The 24,052-nt window shown below is 68.4% G+C and carries 24 protein-coding genes and 1 riboswitch; of the genes, 16 read left to right on the forward strand and 8 right to left on the reverse strand.

Annotated elements, in window-relative coordinates; translation table 11 throughout:
- Positions 1–105 precede the first annotated feature (105 nt).
- A complete protein-coding gene (gene ubiE, locus AC6LJ5_RS08405) occupies positions 106–882 on the reverse strand; it encodes a bifunctional demethylmenaquinone methyltransferase/2-methoxy-6-polyprenyl-1,4-benzoquinol methylase UbiE (RefSeq protein WP_103272228.1) in 777 nt (258 codons plus the stop codon).
- A gap of 164 nt (positions 883–1,046) precedes the next feature.
- On the opposite strand from ubiE, the gene phoB reads away from it, so the two are divergent.
- From phoB to serA, 9 genes are all read left to right on the forward strand, one after another.
- On the forward strand, positions 1,047–1,745 hold the full coding sequence (gene phoB / locus AC6LJ5_RS08410; protein WP_103272227.1) for a phosphate regulon transcriptional regulator PhoB: 699 nt from the start codon (positions 1,047–1,049) through the stop codon (positions 1,743–1,745).
- Between the two features lie 14 nt (positions 1,746–1,759).
- The gene (phoR, locus tag AC6LJ5_RS08415; RefSeq protein WP_498140257.1) at positions 1,760–3,067 is read left to right on the forward strand and encodes a phosphate regulon sensor histidine kinase PhoR; all 1,308 of its coding nucleotides are present in this window, start codon (positions 1,760–1,762) and stop codon (positions 3,065–3,067) included.
- 50 nt (positions 3,068–3,117) lie between these two features.
- Entirely contained in the window at positions 3,118–3,792 is a 675-nt protein-coding gene (locus tag AC6LJ5_RS08420) for a heavy metal response regulator transcription factor (RefSeq protein WP_103272225.1), read from the forward strand.
- A gap of 80 nt (positions 3,793–3,872) precedes the next feature.
- Positions 3,873–5,267, forward strand: a complete 1,395-nt coding sequence (locus tag AC6LJ5_RS08425) for a heavy metal sensor histidine kinase (RefSeq protein WP_498140266.1) — start codon at positions 3,873–3,875, stop codon at positions 5,265–5,267.
- Positions 5,268–5,588: 321 nt separating this feature from the next.
- On the forward strand, positions 5,589–6,095 hold the full coding sequence (locus AC6LJ5_RS08430) for a cupredoxin domain-containing protein (protein ID WP_498140258.1): 507 nt from the start codon (positions 5,589–5,591) through the stop codon (positions 6,093–6,095).
- A gap of 217 nt (positions 6,096–6,312) precedes the next feature.
- Positions 6,313–8,127, forward strand: a complete 1,815-nt coding sequence (locus AC6LJ5_RS08435) for a copper resistance system multicopper oxidase (protein ID WP_498140259.1) — start codon at positions 6,313–6,315, stop codon at positions 8,125–8,127.
- 105 nt (positions 8,128–8,232) lie between these two features.
- Positions 8,233–9,153: a copper resistance protein B gene (locus tag AC6LJ5_RS08440; protein WP_498140267.1), complete on the forward strand. Its 921-nt coding sequence runs from the start codon at positions 8,233–8,235 to the stop codon at positions 9,151–9,153.
- Between the two features lie 206 nt (positions 9,154–9,359).
- Positions 9,360–9,818: a DUF411 domain-containing protein gene (locus AC6LJ5_RS08445; RefSeq protein ID WP_103272223.1), complete on the forward strand. Its 459-nt coding sequence runs from the start codon at positions 9,360–9,362 to the stop codon at positions 9,816–9,818.
- A 185-nt stretch (positions 9,819–10,003) separates the two neighbouring features.
- Positions 10,004–11,203, forward strand: a complete 1,200-nt coding sequence (serA, locus tag AC6LJ5_RS08450) for a phosphoglycerate dehydrogenase (RefSeq protein ID WP_498140260.1) — start codon at positions 10,004–10,006, stop codon at positions 11,201–11,203.
- Between the two features lie 59 nt (positions 11,204–11,262).
- On the opposite strand, the gene AC6LJ5_RS08455 is transcribed toward serA, so the two are convergent.
- Positions 11,263–12,129 (reverse strand): LysR family transcriptional regulator, encoded by an 867-nt coding sequence (locus AC6LJ5_RS08455; protein WP_103276295.1) that lies wholly within the window; start codon positions 12,127–12,129, stop codon positions 11,263–11,265.
- A 183-nt stretch (positions 12,130–12,312) separates the two neighbouring features.
- Between AC6LJ5_RS08455 and AC6LJ5_RS08460 the strand changes: the two genes are divergently transcribed.
- From AC6LJ5_RS08460 to AC6LJ5_RS08475, 4 genes are read left to right on the forward strand one after another with little or no spacing between them, the layout of a single operon-like run.
- The gene (locus tag AC6LJ5_RS08460) at positions 12,313–12,744 is read left to right on the forward strand and encodes a VOC family protein (RefSeq protein WP_103272221.1); all 432 of its coding nucleotides are present in this window, start codon (positions 12,313–12,315) and stop codon (positions 12,742–12,744) included.
- 24 nt (positions 12,745–12,768) lie between these two features.
- Positions 12,769–13,503, forward strand: a complete 735-nt coding sequence (gene pxpB / locus AC6LJ5_RS08465) for a 5-oxoprolinase subunit PxpB (protein ID WP_392413330.1) — start codon at positions 12,769–12,771, stop codon at positions 13,501–13,503.
- Entirely contained in the window at positions 13,500–14,489 is a 990-nt protein-coding gene (locus AC6LJ5_RS08470; RefSeq protein ID WP_392413331.1) for a 5-oxoprolinase subunit C family protein, read from the forward strand. The genes pxpB and AC6LJ5_RS08470 overlap by 4 nt, the downstream gene beginning before the upstream one ends.
- 50 nt (positions 14,490–14,539) lie before the next feature.
- The gene (locus AC6LJ5_RS08475) at positions 14,540–15,304 is read left to right on the forward strand and encodes a LamB/YcsF family protein (protein WP_103272218.1); all 765 of its coding nucleotides are present in this window, start codon (positions 14,540–14,542) and stop codon (positions 15,302–15,304) included.
- Positions 15,305–15,368: 64 nt separating this feature from the next.
- Here AC6LJ5_RS08475 and AC6LJ5_RS08480 read toward each other — a convergent pair whose 3' ends face one another.
- Together AC6LJ5_RS08480 and AC6LJ5_RS08485 are read right to left on the reverse strand one after the other, a co-directional pair.
- Positions 15,369–16,070: a GntR family transcriptional regulator gene (locus AC6LJ5_RS08480; protein ID WP_498140261.1), complete on the reverse strand. Its 702-nt coding sequence runs from the start codon at positions 16,068–16,070 to the stop codon at positions 15,369–15,371.
- A 114-nt stretch (positions 16,071–16,184) separates the two neighbouring features.
- Complete coding sequence (locus AC6LJ5_RS08485) at positions 16,185–16,823, reverse strand: trimeric intracellular cation channel family protein (protein ID WP_498140262.1); 639 nt, start codon at positions 16,821–16,823, stop codon at positions 16,185–16,187.
- 221 nt (positions 16,824–17,044) lie between these two features.
- Between AC6LJ5_RS08485 and AC6LJ5_RS08490 the strand changes: the two genes are divergently transcribed.
- Positions 17,045–17,914 (forward strand): universal stress protein, encoded by an 870-nt coding sequence (locus AC6LJ5_RS08490; protein WP_103272215.1) that lies wholly within the window; start codon positions 17,045–17,047, stop codon positions 17,912–17,914.
- A 23-nt stretch (positions 17,915–17,937) separates the two neighbouring features.
- On the opposite strand, the gene AC6LJ5_RS08495 is transcribed toward AC6LJ5_RS08490, so the two are convergent.
- From AC6LJ5_RS08495 to AC6LJ5_RS08510, 4 genes are all read right to left on the reverse strand, one after another.
- Positions 17,938–19,227 carry a muropeptide transporter gene (locus tag AC6LJ5_RS08495; RefSeq protein ID WP_498140268.1) on the reverse strand — a complete coding sequence of 430 codons (1,290 nt, stop codon included), beginning with the start codon at positions 19,225–19,227 and terminating at the stop codon, positions 17,938–17,940.
- 125 nt (positions 19,228–19,352) lie between these two features.
- The gene (metW, locus tag AC6LJ5_RS08500) at positions 19,353–19,967 is read right to left on the reverse strand and encodes a methionine biosynthesis protein MetW (protein ID WP_103272213.1); all 615 of its coding nucleotides are present in this window, start codon (positions 19,965–19,967) and stop codon (positions 19,353–19,355) included.
- Positions 19,964–21,223, reverse strand: coding sequence for a homoserine O-succinyltransferase MetX (metX, locus tag AC6LJ5_RS08505; RefSeq protein ID WP_498140263.1), 1,260 nt, complete (start codon positions 21,221–21,223; stop codon positions 19,964–19,966). Before metX ends, metW begins: the two co-directional genes overlap by 4 nt.
- Positions 21,213–21,294, reverse strand: a riboswitch (SAM riboswitch). It overlaps the preceding gene by 11 nt.
- A gap of 260 nt (positions 21,295–21,554) precedes the next feature.
- On the reverse strand, positions 21,555–22,301 hold the full coding sequence (locus tag AC6LJ5_RS08510; RefSeq protein WP_103272211.1) for a GntR family transcriptional regulator: 747 nt from the start codon (positions 22,299–22,301) through the stop codon (positions 21,555–21,557).
- A 198-nt stretch (positions 22,302–22,499) separates the two neighbouring features.
- On the opposite strand from AC6LJ5_RS08510, the gene AC6LJ5_RS08515 reads away from it, so the two are divergent.
- Together AC6LJ5_RS08515 and AC6LJ5_RS08520 are read left to right on the forward strand one after the other, a co-directional pair.
- Complete coding sequence (locus AC6LJ5_RS08515) at positions 22,500–22,781, forward strand: UxaA family hydrolase (protein ID WP_103272210.1); 282 nt, start codon at positions 22,500–22,502, stop codon at positions 22,779–22,781.
- A 35-nt stretch (positions 22,782–22,816) separates the two neighbouring features.
- A complete protein-coding gene (locus tag AC6LJ5_RS08520; protein WP_498140264.1) occupies positions 22,817–23,992 on the forward strand; it encodes a UxaA family hydrolase in 1,176 nt (391 codons plus the stop codon).
- The last annotated feature ends 60 nt before the right edge of the window (positions 23,993–24,052 follow it).

Genomic DNA, 24,052 nt, shown 5'->3' on the forward strand with positions numbered 1-24,052 from the left:
CGCGAATTTTCCTTACAACAATCTGAATTGCATAAGAATAACGGACAAGATCCCGCCCCACAAGTTCCCTGTGGGTAAGGGGGTCGTCCGAAAAAAGTGGGGATATCAGCCCAGGCGCACACCCTCGTGCAGCGCGGCGATGCCGGCGGTCAGATTGAAGTACTGCACGCGCTCCAGACCGGCCGTGCGCATCATGTCGGCCAGGGTTTCCTGGTCGGGATGCATGCGGATCGATTCCGCCAGGTAGCGGTAGCTGGCCTCATCCTTGGCGACGGTCTTGCCCAACCAGGGCAACACGTTGAAAGAATACCAATCATAGACCGGCGCCAGCGGCTTGGCGATGCGGGAGAATTCCAGCACCAGCAGCTTGCCGCCCGGCTTGAGCACCCGGGTCATCTCGGCCAGCGCGCGGTCCTTGTGGGTCATGTTGCGCAGGCCGAAGGCCACGCTGACGCGGTCGAAATAGCCGGTGGGGAACGGCAGGCGCTCGGCGTCGCAGACGGCGGCCGGGACGATCTGGCCGGCGTCGGTCAGACGGTCGCGGCCCACGCGCAGCATGGAATCGTTGATGTCGGTCAGCCAGACTTCCCCGTCCGGACCGGCGCGCTTGGCGAAGGCGCGCGCCAGGTCGCCCGTGCCGCCGGCGATGTCCAGCACCTTCATGCCAGGACGGATCGCGGCGCGGCCGATGGTGAAGGCCTTCCAGACGCGGTGCAGCCCGGCCGACATGAAATCATTCATGATGTCGTAGCGCTGGGCCACGGAATGGAAGACTTCGGCGACTTTGCGGGCTTTGTCGCCTTCCGGCACGGTCTGGAAGCCGAAATGCGTGGATTGCGAGGCGGAATCCGCGGAATGTTGCGATTCGGAGGGGGTTTGCATAGTGAATTCCCGATATATCGCCCAATGGTAGCCTATCGGACGCACGGAGGCGGCCCGCCACGCGCCATACTATTGCGCTACGGTCACATACCTGAAATATTGCGGCCATACTATCGCAATGTTCGCGCCGCGCCGGCGCTCCGCATCGTGCCCAAACAGCCACCATGTCCAGCACCATTCTCGTCGTCGAAGACGAACCCGCCATCCAGGAACTGATCGCCGTCAACCTGTCCTTCGCCGGACACAAGGTGCTGCGCGCCTTCGACGCCGACCAGGCCCAGACCCTGATCCGCGCCGAGCTGCCCGACCTGATCCTGCTGGACTGGATGCTGCCCGGCACCTCCGGCCTGGCCGTCGCGCGCAAGCTGCGCAACGACGAACGCACCCGCGCCGTCCCGGTCATCATGCTCACCGCCAAGGGCTCCGAGCAGGACAAGGTCGACGGCCTGGAAGCCGGCGCCGACGACTACATCACCAAGCCCTTCTCGCCCAAGGAGCTGATGGCCCGCATCAAGGCCGTGCTGCGCCGCCGCGCGCCCCAGCTCACCGACGACGTCATCGACGTGGGCGGCCTGAAGCTGGACCCGGTCACGCACCGCCTGTCCGGCAACAGCCAGTCGCTGCAGATCGGCCCCACGGAATTCCGCCTGCTGCATTTCTTCATGACGCATCCGGAACGCGTGTTCTCGCGCTCGCAGCTGCTCGACCAGGTCTGGGGCGACCACGTGTTCGTCGAGGAACGCACCGTCGACGTCCATATCCGCCGCCTGCGCAAGGCGCTGGAGCCCAGCGGCCACGACGCCCACGTCGAAACGGTGCGCGGCAGCGGCTACCGCTTCACGGCACAGGTTCCTGCACGCTAAGACTTCCTCCCACGATGATCTGGCTGCGCACCCTTTTCCTGGTCGCCCTGTGGGCGGTCGCGGCGCTGCTGGCGCACTGGCTCATCGGAGACCCGGCAGGCTGGATCGTCTTCAGCGTCGCCATGGTCGCCATGCTGCTGTGGCGCAGCTGGCGGCTGCACCTGGTGTCCCACTGGGCCCACCATCCCGATACGTCCCCGCCGGCCTCGGTAGGCCCCTGGGACGACATCCTGGCGCCGCTGTACCGCTACACCCGCGCCCGCGCCCGTGAACTGGCCGAGACCCGCGACACCATGCAGGGCATGCTGGCCGCGGCCCAGACCCTGCCCGACGGCGCCGTGACGCTCAATGAGGATTTCCAGATCGACTGGTGCAACCGCATGGCGCGTCAGCACCTGGGCCTGCGCCTGCCGGCCGACCGCGGCCACAACCTGCTGAACCTGCTGCGCGCGCCAGAGTTCGTCGAATACGCGCACCGCGCTTCCTGGCCCGATCCGATCCTGGTGCGGCTGGGCCAGAACGGCCAGGAACGGCTGATGATGATGCAGCTCACGGCCTACGCCAGCAACCAGCGGCTGCTGATCACGCGCGACGTCACCCAGATCGAACGGCTGGAAACCACCCGCCGCGACTTCGTCGCCAATGTCTCGCACGAGCTGCGCACGCCGCTGACGGTGCTGGCGGGCTTCCTGGAGACACTGCGCGACATGCCCGACGACGCCCTGCCCGCCGAGCAGCGCGCGCAGTACCTGGACATGATGCACGAGCAGGCCCAGCGCATGCAGGCCATCGTCGAGGACCTGCTGACCCTGTCCACGCTGGAATCCTCGCCCGGCGGCGACCCGCGGGCGGTGAACATCGGCGCGCTGCTGCAGAAGGCGCGCCAGCAGATCGAAGCCCTGTCCGGCGGACGCCACAAGCTGGAATGGCATGTGGACGAGTCCCTGGACGTGCTGGGCGCGGAGACCGAGCTGACCTCGGCGCTGTCCAACCTGCTGACCAACGCCGTGCGCTACACCCCCGACGGCGGCACCATCACCGTGCGCTGGGAACGCGAGGACGACGGCGGCGCGCACTACAGCGTGCAGGACACCGGCATCGGCATCCCGGCCCGCCACATCCCCCGGCTGACCGAGCGCTTCTACCGCGTGGATCGGGGCCGTTCGCGCGCCGTCGGCGGCACCGGACTGGGCCTGGCCATCACCAAGCACATCGCCATGCGGCACGACGCCGAGCTGCTGATCAGCAGCGAACCCGGCAAGGGCAGCACCTTCGCGCTGCGCTTCCCGCCCGAACGGATCGCGGTGGAAGGCAGCGTCTGATTTCGCGGCGCGATGCGCCGCGCGCGCGGGCCGGATGGTACATTCCGGCCATGCGCATCCTGGTCATCGAAGACGAACCCAAGCTGGCCGACTACCTGAAAAAAGGCCTGTCGGAGCAAAGCCACGTCGTGGACCTGGCCCGCGACGGCGTGGACGGCCGCCATCTCGCGCTGCAGGGCAACTACGACCTCATCATCCTGGACGTCATGCTGCCCGGCGTGGACGGCTTCGAGATCCTGGCCTCGGTGCGCGAGCACAAGGACACGCCCATCCTCATGCTGACCGCGCGCGACGCCGTCGAAGACCGCGTGCGCGGGCTGGAAGGCGGCGCCGACGACTACCTGGTCAAGCCCTTCGCCTTTTCCGAATTCCTCGCGCGGGTGCAGGCGCTGCTGCGCCGTGGCCGCGCGCAAGAGCCTTCTGTCCTGCGCCTGGCCGGCCTGGAACTGGACCTGGCCCGACGCCGCGCCCAGCGCGACGGCCGCCGCCTGGACCTGACCGCCAAGGAATTCAACCTGCTCGTGCTGCTGCTGCGCCGCCAGGGCCAGGTGCTGTCGCGCACCACGCTGGCCGAGCAGGTCTGGGACATGAATTTCGACAGCGACACCAACGTCATCGACGTGGCGGTGCGCCGCCTGCGCGGCAAGCTGGACGATCCCTTCGACGCGAAGCTGCTGCATACCGTGCGCGGCATGGGCTACGTGCTGGAGTCGCGCCCCGAATGAGCGGCCGGGCAGCGACCGGCGCGTCGTCCTCGGAATCCGATCCAGGGCCGGAACCCGCGCCCGCCGGCCGGACGCGCTCCATGCAGGCGCGGCTGACGCTGCTGCTGGGCGCCATCGCGCTGCTGGTCTCCAGCCTGGCCGGCGCCACGCTGTTCTGGGCGCTCAAGCGCGAGGTCGCGCGCCAGGAGATCACCGAAGTCACCGGCAAGTTCGAGCTCATCGAGCACCTGGTCGACATGCAGCGCGGCGCGCGCGGCATGGACGAACTGGCCGCCGCGCTGGACAACATGCGCGCGGGCCACGGCCACCTGGGCATCTGGATCGAGGACAGCCGCGGCCGCCAGTTATATGGCGGCGAGCCGCCCGTCATCCTGGAACGGATGGCGGGCAACGAAGTGGAGCTGCACGCGCCCGACGGCTCGCGCATGCGCGGCTTGCGCGTGGCGCTGGACGAGCGCCTGGCGCCAGGCGCCGTCCTCACCGTGGCCGTGGGCGTGGGCGCCGGCGCGCGGCTGCTCTATGCCTACGGCACCGCGCTGCTGCTGATCTGCGTGCTCTGGGTCGGCGCCACCGTGATGCTGGCGGCCTGGGCCGTGCGCCGCAGCATGGCGCCTGCTCGCCGGCTGTCGGAACAGGCGGCGCGCATCCAGCCCGACAACCTGGCCCCGCGCCTGCCGCTACAGGACACCGACCGCGAATTGCAGGATTTCGTGCGTTCCTTCAACCGCACGCTGGACCGCCTGCAATCGGCCTACCAGCAGATGGAAGGCTTCAACGCCGACGTGGCGCACGAGCTGCGCACGCCGCTGGCCACCCTGATCAACGGCACCCAGGTCATGCTGTCCTCGCCGCGCGATGCGGCCGAGCTGCGCGACGCGCTGGAGTCCAACCTGGAAGTGCTGGAAGACCTGAAGACCATGGTCAACGACATGCTGTTCCTGGCGCGCGCCGATCGCGGCGAACGCGCCGCCGACCTGTCCGCGATCTCGCTGGCCGCCGAGGCCCGGCGCGTGGCCGAGTACTACGACGCCGCGCTGGAAGAGCGCGGCATCCGCCTGCGCTGCGAAGGCGACGCGGCCGTCGCGGCCAATCCCGGTCTGGTGCGCCGCGCGCTGGCCAACCTGATCTCCAACGCCATCAAGGCCACCCCCGCCGGCCACGAGATCCTGCTGCGCTGCGAGCCCGTCGCCGGCGGCGCGCGCGTGGAAGTGCGCAACCCCGGCGCCTCCATCGCCCCCGCCGACCTGCCCCGCATCTTCGACCGCTTCTTCCGCGCGGGCCAGGGCCGTGCCCCGCGCACCGAAGGCCACGGCCTGGGCCTGGCCATCGTCCGCGCCATCGCCCGCATGCACGACGGCGACGTGGACGCCCGCTCCACCGCCGGCGAAACCGTGATCGGCATCACGCTGCGCGGCCAAGCCGACAAACGAGCTGCAACAAGCCAAGACGCCGACGCGCCCTCCACGCGCCAATAACGCCGCCACGCCACCGGCCCAACACCAGGCCAACGCCCCCATCAATCGGCCGCTGATGCCCAAAATTCCCAAGGAACGCACCAGCCCCACGCCCCCCAATCGCTTCCTCGAAGCTACATCGCACAATCCAGGCACGCCCTCCCCAAGCCAGGCCGCGCGGATCCGGCTTTGCCGGTCCGCAGCGGCGCCCCCTTGAGGGGGAAGCGCCAACGGCGCTTCGGGGGTGGACTTCATTACAGAAAAGTAATCTTTGCGACAGAGCCGGGTCACTCCGGTTTTTCTACATTGCCGTCACCGCCACTCCTGCAAGAAAGGACCATCGTGAAAGGCAATCTGCTCCGCACCTCCCAAGCCGCCGCCTGCGCCGCGCTTCTGGCCATCGGCCTCGCCCTGCCCGCCCATGCGGCCGGCGAACACGACGGCGGTCATGGCGGCCACGCCATGCCGGCCGCCGCGGCCTCGATCGGCAAGCCCGGCGACCCCGCCCGCGCCACCCGCACCGTGAACGTCGACATGGACGACAGCATGCGCTTCACCCCCGACCGCATCGAGGTCAAGGCCGGAGAAACCGTACGCCTGAACGTGCGCAACGCCGGCAAGATCCGCCACGAACTGGTGCTGGGCACCGACGCCGACCTCAAGGCGCACTACGACATGATGATGAAGGACCCGGGCATGCGCCATGAGGAAGCCAACTCCATCTCGCTGGATGCGGGCAAGAGCGGCCAGATCGTGTGGCGCTTCGACAAGACCGGCACCGTGTCCTTCGGCTGCCTGGAGCCCGGTCACTACGCGGCGGGCATGAAGGGGGCAGTCACTGTGATGTAAGCCCACCGAAGCGCTACGCGCTTTCCCCAAAAGGGCGCAGCCACGGACCGGCGGAGCCCGATCCGTGCTGCCCTGCTCGGGACGGGTGGGGTCCGCAGCGGCGCCTGGGCTTCATGGCAACGATGCCGTGGACGCGAATCGCTCCGCCATGCGGCATCCCATTGAGGCAACCCTTGTTCCTGCGCCGCGGATTTTGCGCGGCACCGTGGATGACTAAATGAAAGACACACTCCCTCCCATCGCACGCCGGCGCTTCGTTCAAGGTCTGGCCGCCGGCGGCGCGCTGGCGGCGCTGGGCGGCTGGCGCGCGGCGCTGGCGCAACCCGCGCGACAGGCGGCCGAACTGCGCGGCACCGAATTCCATCTGGAAATCGGCGAAACGCCGGTCAATTTCACGGGCGCGACCCGCGTCGGCACCACGGTGAACGGCCAGATTCCCGCGCCGCTGCTGCGCTGGCGCGAGGGCGACACGGTCACGCTGCACGTCACCAACCGGCTGCGCGAGCAAAGCTCCATCCACTGGCACGGCATCCTGCTGCCCACCGACATGGACGGCGTGCCGGGCCTGAGCTTTCCGGGCATCGATCCCGGCCAGACCTACACCTACCGTTTCGACGTGCACCAGAGCGGCACCTACTGGTATCACAGCCACTCCGGCTTCCAGGAACAGACCGGCCTGTACGGCGCCATCGTCATCGAGCCGCGCAGGCGCGACCCGATCGCCTTCGACCGCGAGCACGTGGTGCTGCTGTCCGACTGGACCGACGAAGATCCGATGAGCGTGTTCCGCAAGCTGATGGTGCAGCCGGACTACTACAACCGCATCCGTCCCAGCGTGCAGAGCCTGGCGCGCGAGGCCGAAACCAAGGGCTGGGGCGCGGCCTTGTCGGAACGGCTGATGTGGGAACAGATGCGCATGACGCCGACCGACCTAGCGGATGTTTCCGGCGCCACCTACACCTTCCTGACCAACGGCGCCACGCCGGCCGGCAACTGGACCGGCCTGTTCAAGCCCGGCGAGCGCGTGCGGCTGCGCTTCATCAACGGTTCGGCGATGAGCTACTTCGACGTGCGTATCCCCGGCCTGAAAATGACCGTGGTGGCCGCCGACGGCCAGGACGTGCGGCCGGTGGAGGTCGACGAGTTCCGCATCGCCGTGGCCGAGACCTACGACGTGATCGTCGAACCGGCCGAGGACCGCGCCTACACCATCTTCTCTCAGGCCATGGACCGCTCCGGCTACGCGCGCGCCACGCTGGCGCCGCGCCCCGGCATGCAGGCCGACGTGCCGGCGCTGGACCCGGTCCAGCTGCTGACCATGATGGACATGGGCATGGCCCATGACATGAGCGGCGGCATGGCCGGCATGGATCATGGCGCGATGCCGGGCATGGGCCAGGCCAGCGCGCCGGCCGCCTCGGGCATGGATCACGGCGCGATGCCGGGCATGGACCACGCGGCGATGTCCGGCATGAACCATGGCGACGCCGCCGGCTCGGGCGGCATGGTGGAGGTCAAGCACCCCTACCCCGCCGAACGCGGCGTGGGCAATTCCATGCTGCCCGACGTGGTGTCGACCCGGCTGGACGATCCCGGCGTCGGCCTGCGCGACAACGGCAGGCGCGTGCTGACCTACGCCGACCTGCGCTCCATGGTCGAGCCCGCGGACAACACACCACCGACCCGCGAGATCGAACTGCATCTGACCGGCAACATGGAACGCTATATGTGGTCCTTCAACGGCGTGAAGTTCTCCGACGCCAAGCCCATCGTGCTCAAGCATGGCGAGCGCGTGCGCTTCGTGCTGGTCAACGACACCATGATGACCCACCCCATCCACCTGCACGGACTCTGGAGCGATCTGGAATCGGCCGACGGCGCCTTCCAGGTACGCAAGCACACGATTTCGCTCAACCCCGCGCAGCGCCTGACCTATCGGGTCAGCGCCGATGCGCGCGGCAAGTGGGCCTACCACTGTCATTTGCTGTATCACATGGAGGCCGGCATGTTCAGAGCGGTCGTGGTGGAGTAGACGATGCGACACAAGACACAGAACCGTATTCCCGCCGTCGCCCGATGTGCCGCGCTGGCGCTGGCCTCCAGCCTGGCCGGCCCCGCATTGGCGCAATCCGGCGGCATGGACCATGCCAACATGCCGGGCATGAACCATGGCACGGCCACGCCCGCCCCCGCGCCATCCGGTGCAATGGACCATTCCAGCATGCCCGGCATGAACCATGGCGCGGCCACGCCCGCGCCGGCATCATCCGGCGCGATGGATCATGCCAACATGCCCGGCATGAACCATGGCGCGGCGCCGTCCCCCGCCGCGCCGCCGGTGGGCAGCCTGCCATCCAGCGACGGTTCGGACGCGCGCGGCTACGACACCTATGGCATTCGTCCTCACATGATGATGATGGACAACATGCCGGCGGCGCAGCTGCTGCTCGAGCGGTTCGGCTGGTCGCGCAACCGCGACGGTCAGAACGCGCGCGAGTGGGAGGGCCGCTTCTGGTACGGCACGGCGACCAATCGCCTGACGATCAAGAGCGAAGGCGAGGCCGAGAATGCCAACGGCGGCTCCAGCGGCCGCGTCGAGGCGCTCTGGAGCCACGCGATCACGCCGTTCTGGGACCTGCAGCTGGGCGCGCGCCGCGATTTCGGCACCGGGCCCAAACGCAACTGGGCGGCGTTCGGCATCGAAGGCATGCTGCCTTACCGGATCGAACTCGAAGCGACGGGCTATGTCGGCCCATCCGGGCGCACGGCGCTGGGGCTGAAGGCGGAATACGATCTGCTGCTGACGCAGCGGTTGGTCTTCACGCCCGAACTCGAAGCCAGCCTCTATGGCAAGAGCGACCCCGAGCGTGGCATCGGCTCCGGCCTGTCTTCGGGTTCCCTGTCGCTGCGGCTGCGCTACGAGGTCACGCGCCAGTTCGCGCCGTATGTTGGCGTATCCTTCGAACGGAAATTCGGCCAGACCGCCGACTATGCATCCACGGCCGGCGCCGGCCGTTCGCAAACCGCGATCATGGCCGGCATACGGTTCTGGTTCTAGAGGGGATGAGCCCCCCGAAGCGCTCGCGCGCTTCCCCCAGGGGGCATGCCTGCGGACCGGAGGGAGAGTCCCCCCGAAGCGCTCGCGCGCCTCCCCCGGGGCATGCCTGCGGACCGGCAAAGCCGGCTCCGCGGCATCCCGATAATCGGCGTGCCAGGTTGGGGCGCCGGGATAGTGGCAGTTGAATTTTGATCATAGGAGCATTGATGACCATCGCCCCTCTCGTTCGCCGGCTCGCGCTTGCCGCCGCGCTGGGTCTGCCCGGCCTGGCCGCGGCCCAGGCGCCCACGCCCGTGGAGGTATGGAAGACGCCCACCTGCGGTTGCTGTGAAGACTGGGTCAAGCACATGCGCGACAACGGTTTCGCCGTGACCACGCATGACGTCACGGACACCGGTCCCATCCGCCGCAATGCCGGCATGGCCGACCATGGCTCCTGCCATACGGCGGTCGTCGGCGGCTACGCCATCGAAGGCCATGTGCCGGCCAGCGACGTGCGCCGGCTGCTGCGGGAGAAACCCGAAGCCGCCGGGCTGGCGGCGCCCGGCATGCCGCTGGGCTCGCCCGGCATGGATGGCCCGGAATATGGCGGACGCAAGACGCCGCACGACGTGCTGCTGGTGGACAAACGGGGCGGCTCGACGGTGTTCCAGGCCTATCGCTAAGACCGATTCGTCATTGCCGGCCACGGACGGGACGGGCCGTGGCCGCCCAGGGACGGCGCTTGCCGCGTCCGGGGATCCACGCGTTGAAACAATTCACCCACAACGCGCCAGGGGGTTCTCCTTGCACCGCAGCAAAAATGCGCCACAATCAATCAAACGCATTCCCCACCCCTCCCCAGGCAGTCATGGCACAAATCGTCCTGTTCGAGAACATCCACCCCAGCGCCCGAGCCGTCTTCGAGGCCGCTGGCTACACCGACATCGTCACGCACGCCGCGGCCCTGCCGCCGGCCGAGCTGCGCGGCGCCCTGAAGGGCGCGCAGGTGGCGGGCATCCGTTCTCGCACCCACCTGGACGCCAGTCTGCTGTCCGACAACCCCGACCTGCGCGTCGTGGGCTGCTTCTGCATCGGCACCAACCAGGTCGATCTGGACACGGCCATGCAGCGCGGCATCCCGGTGTTCAACGCCCCCTTCTCCAACACGCGCTCGGTCGCCGAGCTGGTATTGGGCGAAGCCATCCTGCTGCTGCGCCGCATTCCTGAAAAGAACGCGCGCGTGCATCTGGGCCATTGGGACAAGAGCGCGTCCGGCGCTTTCGAAACGCGCGGCAAGACGCTGGGCATCGTGGGCTACGGCAACATCGGCTCGCAGATCAGCACGTTGGCCGAAGGCCTGGGCATGCGCGTGGTGTTCCACGACGTGGAAGCCAAGCTGCCGCTGGGCAATGCGCGCGCCGCCGGCTCGCTGAACGAGCTGCTGGAACAATCCGACGTGGTCACGCTGCACGTGCCGGGCGGCAAGTCCACCGAGAACATCATGAACGCCGAGACCATCGGCCGCATGCGTCGCGGGTCCATCCTGATCAACGCCTCGCGCGGCGCCGTGGTCGACATCGACGCGCTGCACCAGGCGCTGAAGTCCGGCCATCTGGCCGGCGCGGCGCTGGACGTGTTCCCCACCGAGCCCAAGGGTCCGGACGAACCGCTGGACAGCCCGCTGATTGGCCTGCCCAACGTGATCCTGACGCCGCACATCGGCGGCAGCACGCAGGAATCGCAGGAGAATATCGGCCGCGAGGTGGCCGAGAAGCTGGTGCGCTTCCTGCAGGCCGGCACCACCAAGGGCGCGGTCAACTTCCCCGAGCTGCCCTACCTGGAGCGCGGCGAGGGCACGCGCATCCTGCACGTGCACCGCAATGCGCCGGGCGCGCTGGGCACGCTGGACAACCTGATGGCGCAGCACGGGCTGAACATCGTCAGCCAGACGCTGCAGACCAAGGGCCAGATCGGCTACGTGATCACCGACGTCGAAGGCCAGGTCGACGACCTCGTGATGAGCACGCTGCGCCAGCACCCCATCACGGTCCGCTGCGACCGGCTGTAGTCCGCGCCAGCCGCCACGCAAGCGCCCCATCCGGGGCGCTTTTTTCTTGGCCGCCGGGGTCAGGGTTCGGCGGCGGCCGCCAGCAGGCATTCGGCGATCTTGCCACGCATGCTGCCGGGTTCGAACGGCAGCCGCCCGATCAGGCCGATCTCGCGCTGGAACGCGGCCTCGCCCAGCGGCAGCAGACGCAGGCCCGTCATGTCCAGGCGGCGCAACCTTGGCAACAGCGCCACGCCCAGGCCGTGTCGCACCATGTTGGCGATGGCCTCGATCTCGTCCAGCTCCACGGCCTCGTGCACGCGGATGCGGTGCTTCTTCAGGAACAGATCCACCACGCGGCCGCCGAAGGACGCGCGGTCGTAGCGGATGAAGGGCTGCGTGGCCAGCAGTTCGCGCCACGGCGCCTCGGGCATGGCGGCGGGCACGGCCAGCGCCACCGGCTCGGACAGCAGCGGCTGCCAGCCCAGCTCGGGCGGCAGCGCGAAAGGCGGGCGGATCAATACGGCCAGATCGACTTCGCCGGCATCGACCTGCCCCAGCAAGGACAGCGACACGCCCGGCACGATGCGCACGCGCACGTCGGGATACTGGGCGCGGAACAGGCCCAGCGCGCGCACCAGCAGATCCTGCTGCACCGAGGCGATGGCGCCGATGCGCAACGACCCGCTGACGTGCCCCGCGCCGCCGGCGCTGGCCATGCGCTCGGCCATGGCCACCAGCTCCTCGGCCTGCGGCAGCATCTCGCGCCCGTGGGCGTTCAGCACGGCGGCGCGCGCCCCCCGGTCGAACAGCGCCACGCCCAGGTAGTCCTCCAGGCGACGGATCTGCGCGCTGACGGCGGACTGGGTCAGGCCCAGCTGGGCCCCGGCGCCGGTGAAGGTACCGTCCCGCGCCACCGCGATGAAGGTCTTGAACTCTTTGATCACTATCAATATTTTTGATGCTAAGGCACAAAAAATATCGTTTTTCAATCGAAAAAACAATACCTAAACTAGCCGTGCATGCCAAGGCGCGAGCGCCGCGATGCCAGCCGGATCCGACATCCGGCGGCCTCCCGGCAAGCCGCGCCGGCAGAGTTCCCGACTACCCAGCCTCCCTGGAGACTACGCATGACCGCTCAGACCAACCTGCCGCCGTTCCACCTGGCCTTCCCGGTGCGCGACCTGGAAGAAGCCCGCGCCTTCTACGGCGTCAAGCTCGGCTGTCCCGAGGGCCGCAGCTCGCCCGAATGGATCGACTTCAATTTCTACGGCCACCAGATCGTCGCCCACCTGGCGCCCAGCGAGTGCGGCCACAAGGCCACCAGCGCCGTGGATTCGCATAATGTGCCCGTGCGCCATTTCGGCGCCGTGCTTTCCATGGAACAATGGGAAGACATGGCCAAGCGCCTGACCGATGCCGGTACCGAGTTCGTGATCGAACCGTACATCCGTTTCAAGGGCGAGGTCGGCGAACAAGCCACCATGTTCTTCCTCGACCCGTCGGGCAACGCGCTGGAATTCAAGGCCTTCAAGAACCTGGATTCCCTGTTCGCCAAATAATCTCTCCAATCAGGTTTCGTGCCGTTGAACGCAATATCCGCACCACCTTCTCCGGCCGAAACCCCCTGGCGCATCGAACCGCAGGGGGACCGCAGCCTGATCATTTCGTTCGGCGACCAGATCGACGCCGCGATCGGCCGGGCCTGCCTGGCGACGGCGCGCATGTTGCGCGACGCGCGCCTGCCCGGCGTGACCGACGTGGTGCCGTCCTTCTGCACGGTGGCGATCCACTACCGCCCTGATGCCAGCGCCGACAGCCCCAGCCATGGCGCGCTGGCCGAGCGCATCGGCCAGCTGCTGGCCGGCGGCCTCCCGGAAGGCGAGCTGGGCGGCCGCGAGATCGACATCCCCGTCTGTTACGGCGGCGAGCACGGGCCCGACCTGGCCGAGGTCGCCGCCGCGGCCGGCCTGACGCCCGATGACATCATCCGGCTGCACAGCGAACCGCGCAGCATGGTCTTCATGCTGGGCTTCGCGCCCGGCCACGCCTATCTGGGCGTGCACGACGAACGCCTGAACATCCCGCGCCGGCCCTCGCCGCGCACCGCGGTGCCCATCGGCTCGGTGGCCGTGGCCAACCGCCAGACCGTCATCTATCCCAACCGCCTGCCCGGTGGCTGGAACATCATCGGCGCCACGCCGCTGGCCATGTTCGACCCGGCACGCGAACCGGCCGCGCTGCTGCAGCCCGGCGACTCGGTGCGCTTCGTACCCATCGCCGAGGACGAATTCCAACGGCTGCGCGAGGCCGGCGCATGAGCCTGACCGTGATCAAGCCCGGCATGCTGTCCAGCTTCCAGGATCGCGGCCGCGACGGCTACCAGCACCAGGGCATCCCCGCCGCCGGCGCCATGGACGAGCGCGCGCACCGACTGGCCAATGCACTGGCCGGCAACGAAGACGACCGCGCCACCCTCGAAATCACGCTGACCGGACCGACGCTGCGCTTTGACGCCGCCGCCTGTTTCGCGCTGGCCGGCGCCGATCTGGGCGCGCAGCTCAACGGCCAGGACATCCCCATGCACCGGCCGCTGGTCGCCCGGCCCGGCGACACGCTGGCCTTCGGCGCCCGTCCCGCCTTGGGCGCGCGCGCCTACCTGGCCGTGCATGGCGGCTATGCGCTGCCGCTGGTGATGGGCAGCGAGACCACCTATCTGCGCAGCGGCTTCGGCGGCTTCCAGGGACGCGCCCTGGCCCGTGGCGACGTGTTGCCGCTGCACGCCCCGCTGGACGTCGGGCGCGATCTCGCGGCGCTACAGGAAGCGCTGTGGCAGATCCGCGTCTACCTGCCCGCCACGCTGGCCGGCAAGCGGCGCGACACCATCCGCTTCCTGCCGGGCCGCCACTGGCATGAGTTCTCCGACGCTTCCCGCGCCGCCTTCGCCGGCCAGGCGTTCCGCATCAGCCCGCAGTCCGATCGCATGGGCTACCGGCTGCAGGGGCCCGCGCTGGCCATGGCGCAACCGCGCCAGACGCTGTCGGAAGCGGCCTGCTTCGGCACCGTGCAGGTGCCCTCCGGCGGCGAAGCCATCATCCTCATGGCCGACCGGCAGACCACCGGCGGCTACCCCAAGATCGCGCAGATCGCCTCGGTGGACCTGCCCGCGCTGGCGCAATCGCTGCCCGGCCAGGAGCTGCGTTTCCAGCAGATCGAGCTGGACGAGGCGCAGCGCCTGGACGTCGAGCGCGAACGCGCCTTCGCCCAGCTGCGGGACGCGCTGGCGCCGATGCGCGCGCTGCTCTGACACGATCGACGCCTCTGGGCGCCACCCCACTCCGGACCAGGAAGACCACTATGAATCCCAGCATCGACTTGAACTGCGACATGGGCGAAAGCTACGGCGCCTGGGTGATGGGCAACGACGCCGCCGTGCTGCGCTATGTCAGCTCGGCCAACATCGCCTGCGGTTTCCACGGCGGCGACCCCGCCACCATGCGCAAGACCGTGGCCGCCGCCCTGGCCCAGGGCGTGGCGCTGGGCGCGCATCCCGGCCTGCAGGATCTGTCCGGCTTCGGCCGCCGCGTCATCCCGACCAGTCCGCAGGAAGCCTACGACCTGGTGGTCTACCAGCTCGGCGCGCTGGCGGGCGTGGCCGCCTCACAGGGCGCGCGCCTGCACCACGTGAAGGCGCACGGCGCGCTGTACAACATGGCGGCCAAGGATGAAGGCCTGTCGCGGGCCATCTGCCAGGCGGTCAAGGACGTGGACGGCACGCTGGTGCTGTACGGGCTGGCGGGCAGCCGACTGGTGAGCGTGGCGCGCGAGATCGGCCTGGCCGCCGCCAACGAGGTCTTCGCCGACCGCAGCTACCAGGACGACGGCTCGCTCACGCCGCGCGGCAAGCCCGGCGCCATGATCGAGGACGTGGATCTGGCCGTGGCGCAGGTGGTGCGCATGGTGCGCGAAGGCAAAGTGCGCTCGGTGGACGGCAAGGACGTGGCGGTGCAGGCGGACACGCTCTGCATCCATGGCGACCAGCCCAACGCGCTGGTGTTCGCCAGCGGCATCCGGCAGGCGCTGGAAGACGCCGGCATCGAAGTGCGCGTGCCGCGCGCCTGAGCTACCCGCGAGCGGAACCTGCCGCGGGCAGGTCCGGCAGGCTCAGGGACGGCGCGGAGCCGGGTCAGGCCCGCCGCAGCCGCGGCGCCTGTTCCTCGGCATCCTGTTCCGAGGCACGGCGGTAGGCCTGCAGGATCCCGGGCAGCACATCCTGCACATAGCCGCGCGTCAGCTCGGCCGCGCGCTCGAAATCACGCCCGTCCAGGGCCTCGATGATGCCCGAGGTATAGCCGTGGATGCCGCCCCGCTCCATCGACTGGCGCGCCAGCAGGTAGCGCAGCGGCTCGACCTGCTCGTACAGCTTGGCCAGCGTGCTGGCCAGCGGCGCGTTGCCGGTATGGCGGGCCCCGGCCAGATAGAACTCGCGCAGGCCGCCGATGTAGGCGCGCACGTCGCGCCGCGTCAGGGCGGCGGCGACGACCTCTTCGTAATCGCGCAGTTCGGCCACCAGCGGCGCCAGATCGTCCATCTCGGCGACCTGGCGGATGCAATAGGCCTCCAGCTCCGCGCGCAGCAGATAGAGATGGCGTATCTGTGTTTCGGAATAGAGCGTTACCCGGAATCCCTTGCGCTGCACATGCGTCACCAGGCCGCTCAACTCCAGCAACCGCAACGCTTCCCGGATGGGGCTGCGGCTGGTGCCGAAACGCTGCTCCAGTTCCTGTTCCCGCAAGGGCTGCCCGGGCCTGATAGTGCCGTCCACTATCAGTTCACGAATCTGTTCCTGTAGGAAATACGGAATCGTGGCGGGCGCTTTGACGTCCAATCGGCTCCCCTTGTTACTGCGTGATGCGTGTGTGAGATGCGAGAAGATACTCGAAATTTATTGAAACACAAATAGGAAAATTGTTGCAGAGCATGGACACATTCCGGAACGGGATCAATCCCAATCGTCGCGGTACACGAACTTGGGCATCTGCCAGTTGAAGCGCAGCGCCAGCAGCCGCAGCGCCAATCCCACGGGCAGGGCGATCAGCACGGCGGCATTCGCGTTCAGCCCGAGCGCCTGCGCGCCCAGGTACAGAGCGCCCGTCACCACCGACACGCTGGCATAGAGTTCCTTGCGGAACAGCAGCGGCACTTCGTTGCACAGCACATCGCGCAGCACCCCGCCGGCGCAGCCGGTGATCATGCCGCTGATGATCACCACGGTCACCGGCAACTGCATCAACTGCGCCACCTGGCAGCCGATCACCGTGAACGCCACCAGGCCCAGCGCGTCGGCCAGCAGGAACAGGCTGCGCAGGCGCCGCATCACCGGGGCGATCAGGGCCGTCAGCAGTGCCGCCCCGGCGGTCATCCACAAATATTCGGGATGGATCACCCAGGTCAGCGGGTAGTGGCCCAGCAGCACATCGCGCAGCGAACCGCCGCCCAGCGCGGTGACGCAGGCGATGATGTAGACCCCCATCCAGTCCATGTCGCGGCGGCCGGCGGACAGCGCCGCCGTCATGGCTTCCGCCACGATGGCCACCAGGTACAGCGTATGCAGCAGGACGGGCGAAATATCGAAAAACATGGATCGGGCCGGGAAAATCGAGGCTCCCATTGTATTGAGCCGGCGCGCCGGCCGGGATCCGGATTGCGCCGCGCGGATCCACCGGCGCCGGCCAGGCGTTGACGTGGGTCAAGCCCCGACGGGACGGACGGCGGGACAATGAAGGCGTGCCCGCGAGGGCGGCACAGGCCGGACCGCGGATGCGGGATCCGCTGCCCCGGCCCCAATACGGGAGAAAACCTATGTCCAAGCAAACCGGCCCCATTCTTCTGGCCACGGACCTGAGCGCGCGGGGCGACCGCGCGCTGGACCGGGCGCTGCAGTTGGCCAAGGAACGCGGCACCCAGCTGATCGTGCTGCACGTCATGGAATCGCACGGCGGCACCGCCAGGCTGACCACCCCCGTCTGGCGGCGCCTGTCGGCCGATCACAAGGCGCTGGCCGAACGCGAACTGGCCGAGGACCTAGCGGCTTCGGGCGTCTCCACCGAAGTGGTGGTGGTCTCGGGCGACCCGCTGGCCCGCATCCTGGAAACCGCCGACGCCTATGGCTGCTCGCTGATCGTCACCGGCACGGCGCGCGACGAGACCCTGGGCCGGCTGCTGCTGGGCACCACGGTCGAGAAGCTGGCGCGCCAGGCCCGCCAGCCCGTGCTGGTCGTCAAGAACCGCCCGCGCCGGCCCTACCGCGACGTGCTCGTGGCCACCGACTTCTCGGCCGGCTCGCGGCAGGCGCTGCGCGCCGCGCTGTATCTGGTGCCCAAGGCGGACCTGACGCTGTTTCATGCCTACGACGTGCCCTTCCAGGGCAAGAACGTGCCTGACGAAGCCGTGACGCGCAATTTCTACAAGGCGGCGGAACAGAATTCCAAGGAATTCCTGGCCGAAACGCCCGAACTGGCCGAGCGCGCCAGGCCCAAGGTGGTGCTCGAATGCGGCCAGCCGGAGACGGTGCTATCGGAGTATTCGTTCAACCACCGCTCAGACCTGGTGGTCACCGGCACGCACGGCCGCACCGGCATCCTGCGCACCGCCATCGGCAGCGTGGCCGAACGACTGCTGGAGTCGCTGCCCAGCGATGTGCTGATCGTGCGCCTGACCGCCGGGGAATAGGTCCACCGCCGGCGACGGCCCGATCATTGGCTGTCGCCGCCCCTGACCATGTCCTCGATGCGATCGCGCAGCAGGTACAGCAGCACCAGGCCGGGCACGGCGATCAGCACGGTGATCAGGAAGAAGCCCGGCCAGCCGAACAGCTCAACCAGCGGCGGCGTGAGCGGTCCGGCCAGATAGGTGCGCCCCACCGCCGACAAGGCCGACAGCAGCGCGAACTGCGTCGCCGAGAAGCGCTGGCGGCACAGCGCCATCAGCAGGCCCACGAAGGCGGCGGTGCCCAGCCCGCCGCACAGGTTCTCCAGGCCCACGCCGGCGGCCATGAGCCACAGGCTGCGCGGGCTGACGGCGATCAGCCAGTACGCCAGGTTCGACACGGCCTGCAACAGGCCGAAGACCATCAGCGAGCGGTACAGCGTCCAGCGCGCCATCAGCATGCCGCCGGCCAGCGCGCCCACCACCGTGGCAGCGATGCCCATGATCTTGTTGACCGTGCCGACCTCGGTCGGCGAATAGCCCGCGCCGCGCAGCAGGAAGGTGGTGGACAGCGCGCCGGCGAACGCGTCGCCCAGCTTGTACAGCACGATCAGCAGCAGCACGGCCAGCGCGCCGCGCCGCGTGAAGAACTCGCGCAGCGGCTCGGCCACCGCCTGGCGCAGGCTGCGCGGCGGCGGCGCCAGCACCTCGGGCTCGGGCGCCCACAAGGTGGCCAGCGCGCAGGCCAGCATCAACGCGCCCATCAGCATGTAGGTATAGCCCCAGCCCAGCCATTGGTCCGCCAGGATCAGCGCCAGCCCGCCGGACACAATCATGGCCAGCCGGTAGCCCATGACCTTGATGGCCGCGCCCGCGCCGCGCTCGTCCTTACGCAGCACGTCGGTGCAATAGGCGTCGAAGGCGATGTCCTGGGTGGCCGACAGAAAGGCCACGGTCACGGCCAGCAGAGCCAGCGGCAGCAGCGCCGACGACGGCGACAGCAGGCCCATCGCCATGATGCCCAGCGCCAGCAGCACCTGCGTCAGCAGCATCCAGCCGCGCCGGCGGCCCAGCAGCGGCGGCGCATAGCGGTCCACCAGCGGCGCCCAGAGGAATTTGAGGGTATAGGCGGTGCCGACCAGGGTCAGGAAGCCGATCTGCTGCAGCGGCACGTTCTCCACCGTGGCCCAGGCCTGCAGGGTGCCGCTGGTCAGCGCCAGCGGCAGTCCGCTGGCAAAGCCCAGCACCAGCAGGGGCGCGACTCGGGGACTGGCGTAGACATTGGCTGCGGCGGTAATGGCAATCTCCTGGAACTGGCCGCGCCGCGCGCCGTGCATGGACAACAGGCACGCGCTCTCGGCGTGCCGCAATTGTAGGGCGTGGCGGGCGGCGGCGTCAGTCCGTCAGTAACGGATCCGGCGCCGGCTGTTCCGTGCGTGGCGGGCCGCCCGCGAGGACGCGCCTAGTCCGCCGCGAAGCGGTAGACCGCCAGCGTGCTGCGCCAGCTGGGCATCAGCTTCACTTCACGCGCCTCGTTGAAGGTGGCGCGTTCCAGGATGCGCAGGCCCAGCTCGCCGGCCAGCTGCTCGAAATCGCGCAGCGTGCACAGGTGGATGTTGGGCGTGTTGTACCACTGGTAAGGCATCTGCCCCGTCACCGGCATGCGGCCGCGCAGGATGGCCCAGCCGTGCGGCCAGTAGCCGAAGTTGGGAAACGAGACCACGCCGTGCCGGGCCACCCGCGCCATTTCGCGCAGGATGTGCTCGGTGCGGTGCATGGACTGCAAGGTCTGCGACAGCACCACGGTGTCGAACTGCTTGTCGTCGAACAGCGCCAGCCCGTCTTCCAGGTTCTGCTGGATCACTTCCACGCCACGCCGCACGCAGGAGATCACGCAGGTGTCGTCCAGCTCGACGCCGGCGCCGCGCACCTGGCGATGGTCGCGCAGGTGCGCCAGCAGCGCGCCGTCGCCGCAACCCAGGTCCAGCACGCGGCTGCCCGGCTCGATCCAGCTGGCGATGCGGGCCAGGTCGGGCCGCAGCGCGTCGGCGGCATAGCGCGGGGTGGCGGTCGTCATGCGGAAAGTCCTTGGTTCTGCGCGGCGGCGTCCAGCTTCAGCTCGCGGGCGATGCGCTCGTAATAGCCGCGCACCACCGCGTGATAGCGGGCATCTTCCAGCAGGAAGGCGTCGTGCCCGTGCGGCGCGTCGATCTCGGCGTAGGTGACCGGGCTGCCGTTCTTGAGCAGGGCGCGCACGATCTCGCGCGAACGCTCCGGCGGAAAGCGCCAGTCGGTGGTGAACGAGACCAGCAGGAAATTGGCCTGCGCCGGCGCCAGCGCGCGCGCCAGATCGCCGCCGGTGGCGCGGGCCGGATCGAAGTAATCCAGCGCGCGCGTGATCAGCAGGTAGGTGTTGGCGTCGAAATAGCGGGTGAACTTCTCGCCCTGGTAGCGCAGGTACGACTCCACCTCGAACTCGACGTCATAGCCATAGTGGTAGGCGCCGTTCTCGCCCGGCGCGCGCTGGGCGCGGCCGAATTTCTCGGCCATGTCGTCGTCGGACAGATAGGTGATGTGGCCGATCATGCGCGCCACCGACAGGCCGCGGCGCGGCACCGTGTCCTGCGCGTAGTAGTCGCCGCCGTGAAAGTCGGGGTCGGTGATGATGGCGCGGCGCGCCACCTCGTTGAAGCCGATGTTCTGCGCCGACAGGCGCGGCGTGCTGGCGATCACCAGGCAGTTGGCCACGCGCTCGGGCAAGGTGATGGACCAGCTCAACGCCTGCATGCCGCCCAACGATCCGCCCATGACGGCGGCGAAGCGCGCGATGCCGAAGTGGTCGGCCACGCGCGCCTGCGCCTGCACCCAGTCCTCCACGGTCAGCACCGGAAAGGCCGCGCCCCAGGGCTTGCCCGTGGCCGGATTGATGCTGGCCGGGCCGGTCGAGCCGAAGCAGGAGCCCAGGTTGTTGACGCCGATCACGAAGAACACATTGGTGTCCACCGGCTTGCCGGGACCGACCATGTTGTCCCACCAGCCGACATCGCTGGGCGTGTCCGCCGCCTGGCCCGCCACGTGATGCGAGGCGTTCAGCGCATGACAGATCAGCACCGCGTTGCTGCGCTCGGCATTGAGCGTGCCGTAGGTCTCGACCGCCAGCTCATAGGCGGCCAGCGACTGTCCGCTGGCCAGGGGCAGCGGCTCGTCGAAACGAAGGAAGACGGGAGAAACGAGGCCGACGGAGCCGGGATCAACGGCGTCGGATCGCGTAAGGGTAGCGGGCGCGAACCCGCTGGCCGAATCACCGGCCGGATTCTGGGCAGGAGTGGTCATACAGACCTCTTTAGCTGGATTTATTGGAAGGCGCCCGCAAGCGGATCAGGCAAATCGGCGCCGAATTAGGTAATGCCGGAGCATTCTAGCACTGCTTGCCAGCGGCTTTGAAGCCGCTGCGCGGCATTGCCGCGAAGCGCCAACGCATCCATCCCACAGATGCATTCTCATCGCGGGCACACGATCCGCCCCCAAGCCAGCTGGCCGCCAAACAGAAGAAACGCGCCTCATCGCGGCACGCCCTCCCAAATCCAGGCCGCACGGATCCGGCTCCGCCGGTCCGTAGCGGCGCCCCCTGGGGGGAAGCGCCGCAGGCGCTGCGGGGGGGACTCTAGCCCCAGGGTTGATTGCCCAGATACTCGTATGCCGCCGTGTTCACGCGCGAAATCCGCCATTCGACCGGCTGCCGGTTGTAGGAGTACGCCACGCGCCGGATCTCCAGCAGCGGCTCGCCTTCCTGCACGCCCAGCCAGCGCGCCTGCGCGCGGTCCGCCAGGCCCGCGCGCAACCGTTCGTCGGTGCCGATGACGTTCACCCCGAACACGTCCTGGTACAGCGCGTACAGCGTGCTGGGCCGCTCGCGCAGGTGCGCTTCCGTCAGGCCGGGAAAGCGCGATTCAGGCAGGCAGATCTCGTCCGTCATCACCACGTCGCCGTTGAGCGACAGCAGGTTCACGAATTCGAACACCTGCGCGCCGGCCGGCAGCTCCAGCTTCTCGCGCGCGGCGGCCGAGGCGCGCACGCGCCGGAAACGCAACAGCTCGGTGACGGGATAGCTCTTGTGCCCGTCCTGCCGCAGGATGCGGAAGAACTTGAAGAAATGATGGTTGCGCGTATGCGCGGCCACGTAAGTGCCGCGTCCCTGGTGGCGCACCAGGATGTTCTCGGCCGCCAGTTCGTCGATGGCCTTGCGCAGCGTGCCGATCGACACGCCGAAGCGCTCGGCCAGGAGTTTTTCCGGAGGGATGGCGTCGCCCTGCTTCCATTCGCCCTGCGCCAGCGCGGCCAGCACGGCTTGCTTGACCTGCTCGTACAAGGGACTGCCCAAAGACTCAGTCGCAGACAGGCTGGTGTTCATGGATGCGTCGCAGTGATCAAGGAGCCGACAGTGTAGCGGCGGCCAAACCCGACGCTCAAGTGTGGCATCTTCATTCATACAATTCATATATATGATTTAGTTGACATACGATAAACGCGGCCATAAGATTTGCCGGACGTTGTTATCCGCGCACCGGGCGGCAGCGCCCGCGGCGCCCGACACCAGGAGAGCAAGACCATGATTCACGCCGTATTGCACGATGCGAAGGACACCGTGGCGGTCGCCGTGGTGGAAGGCCTGACGGCCGGAACCGAACTCAGCGCCTGGATCATGGACGAGGACAGGATCGTCCATGTGCGCGCCTCGCAGGACATCCCCATTGGCCACAAGGTCGCCATGAAGGACATGGCCGTGGGCGACACGGTCTACAAGTACGGCGTGGACATCGGCCGCGTGGTCGCGCCGATCCAGGCCGGCCAGCACGCCCACGTGCACAACATCAAGACCAAGCGCTGGTAGCCCGCGGCTCCCGCCCACGCACAGAGGAATCCGCCATGTCCCTCATCACCGCTTCCACCACCTTCCAGGGCTATCGCCGCGACAACGGCCGCGTCGGCGTGCGCAACCACGTCATCGTGCTGCCCGTGGACGACATCTCTAACGCGGCGGCCGAGGCCATCGCCCACAACATCAAGGGCACGCTGGCCCTGCCCCATCCCTACGGCCGCCTGCAATTCGGCGAAGACCTGGAGCTGCATTTCCGCACGCTGATCGGCACCGGCTGCAATCCCAACGTCGCGGCCGTCGTGGTCATCGGCATCGAGGAAGGCTGGACCCGTCGCGTGGTCGACGGCATCGCCGCCACCGGCAAACCCGTGGCCGGCTTCAGCATCGAGCTGCACGGCGACCACGACACCATCATGCGGGCCTCGCGCCAGGCCAAGGAATATGTGCACTACGCGACCTCGCTGTCGCGCAGCGAGTGCCCCATCGCCGATCTGTGGGTCTCGACCAAATGCGGCGAATCGGACACCACCTCGGGCTGCGGCGCCAACCCCACCGTGGGCAACGCCTTCGACAAGCTCTACGCGCTGGGCTCCACGCTGGTGTTCGGCGAAACCTCGGAGCTGACCGGCGGCGAGCACATCGTGGCCGAACGCTGCGCCAACGACGCGGTGCGCGAGCGCTTCATGTTCATGTTCAACCGCTACCAGGCCATGATCGACCGCTGGAAAACCAGCGACCTGTCCGAATCGCAGCCAACCAAGGGCAACATCGCCGGCGGCCTGACCACCATCGAGGAAAAGGCGCTGGGCAACATCCAGAAGATCGGCAAGCGCTGCCGCGTCGACGGCGTGCTGGACAAGGCCGAGATTCCGGACGGTCCCGGACTGTGGTTCATGGACTCGTCCTCGGCGGCGGCCGAGATGGTGACGCTCTGCGCGGCCTCGGGCTATGCCGTGCATTTCTTCCCCACCGGGCAGGGCAACGTGATCGGCAACCCGATCCTGCCGGTCATCAAGATCTGCGCCAACCCGCGCACGGTGCGCACCATGTCCGAGCACATCGACGTGGACACCAGCGGGCTGCTGCAACGCGAGATCGACCTGGACCAGGCCGGCGATCAGCTGTTGGCCTGCATGCTGGCCACCGCCAACGGCCGCTGGACGGCGGCCGAGGCGCTGGGCCATCGCGAGTTCGTCCTGACCCGCATCTTCGAAAGCGCCTGAACCCGGCGCCGCGCGCGGCCCAACGATAGAAAAAGGGCCACGCCGCTTTCCCCTCCCGGG

The organism is Achromobacter sp. 1011791174, from assembly GCF_059760925.1.

What these genes read in the sequence shown, in the direction of transcription:
- AC6LJ5_RS08485 (WP_498140262.1), bottom strand. Translation starts at nt 16,823, where the DNA reads ATGTTTTTCGATATTTCGCCCGTCCTGCTGCATACGCTGTACCTGGTG.
- phoR (WP_498140257.1), top strand. Translation starts at nt 1,760, where the DNA reads ATGATCTGGCTGCGCACCCTTTTCCTGGTCGCCCTGTGGGCGGTCGCG.
- AC6LJ5_RS08445 (WP_103272223.1), top strand. Translation starts at nt 9,360, where the DNA reads ATGACCATCGCCCCTCTCGTTCGCCGGCTCGCGCTTGCCGCCGCGCTG.
- AC6LJ5_RS08510 (WP_103272211.1), bottom strand. Translation starts at nt 22,301, where the DNA reads ATGAACACCAGCCTGTCTGCGACTGAGTCTTTGGGCAGTCCCTTGTAC.
- metW (WP_103272213.1), bottom strand. Translation starts at nt 19,967, where the DNA reads ATGACGACCGCCACCCCGCGCTATGCCGCCGACGCGCTGCGGCCCGAC.
- AC6LJ5_RS08435 (WP_498140259.1), top strand. Translation starts at nt 6,313, where the DNA reads ATGAAAGACACACTCCCTCCCATCGCACGCCGGCGCTTCGTTCAAGGT.
- AC6LJ5_RS08490 (WP_103272215.1), top strand. Translation starts at nt 17,045, where the DNA reads ATGTCCAAGCAAACCGGCCCCATTCTTCTGGCCACGGACCTGAGCGCG.
- ubiE (WP_103272228.1), bottom strand. Translation starts at nt 882, where the DNA reads ATGCAAACCCCCTCCGAATCGCAACATTCCGCGGATTCCGCCTCGCAA.
- AC6LJ5_RS08495 (WP_498140268.1), bottom strand. Translation starts at nt 19,227, where the DNA reads ATGCACGGCGCGCGGCGCGGCCAGTTCCAGGAGATTGCCATTACCGCC.
- phoB (WP_103272227.1), top strand. Translation starts at nt 1,047, where the DNA reads ATGTCCAGCACCATTCTCGTCGTCGAAGACGAACCCGCCATCCAGGAA.
- metX (WP_498140263.1), bottom strand. Translation starts at nt 21,223, where the DNA reads ATGACCACTCCTGCCCAGAATCCGGCCGGTGATTCGGCCAGCGGGTTC.
- AC6LJ5_RS08520 (WP_498140264.1), top strand. Translation starts at nt 22,817, where the DNA reads ATGTCCCTCATCACCGCTTCCACCACCTTCCAGGGCTATCGCCGCGAC.
- serA (WP_498140260.1), top strand. Translation starts at nt 10,004, where the DNA reads ATGGCACAAATCGTCCTGTTCGAGAACATCCACCCCAGCGCCCGAGCC.
- AC6LJ5_RS08460 (WP_103272221.1), top strand. Translation starts at nt 12,313, where the DNA reads ATGACCGCTCAGACCAACCTGCCGCCGTTCCACCTGGCCTTCCCGGTG.
- AC6LJ5_RS08420 (WP_103272225.1), top strand. Translation starts at nt 3,118, where the DNA reads ATGCGCATCCTGGTCATCGAAGACGAACCCAAGCTGGCCGACTACCTG.
- AC6LJ5_RS08425 (WP_498140266.1), top strand. Translation starts at nt 3,873, where the DNA reads ATGCAGGCGCGGCTGACGCTGCTGCTGGGCGCCATCGCGCTGCTGGTC.
- AC6LJ5_RS08440 (WP_498140267.1), top strand. Translation starts at nt 8,233, where the DNA reads ATGGACCATGCCAACATGCCGGGCATGAACCATGGCACGGCCACGCCC.
- AC6LJ5_RS08515 (WP_103272210.1), top strand. Translation starts at nt 22,500, where the DNA reads ATGATTCACGCCGTATTGCACGATGCGAAGGACACCGTGGCGGTCGCC.
- AC6LJ5_RS08470 (WP_392413331.1), top strand. Translation starts at nt 13,500, where the DNA reads ATGAGCCTGACCGTGATCAAGCCCGGCATGCTGTCCAGCTTCCAGGAT.
- AC6LJ5_RS08475 (WP_103272218.1), top strand. Translation starts at nt 14,540, where the DNA reads ATGAATCCCAGCATCGACTTGAACTGCGACATGGGCGAAAGCTACGGC.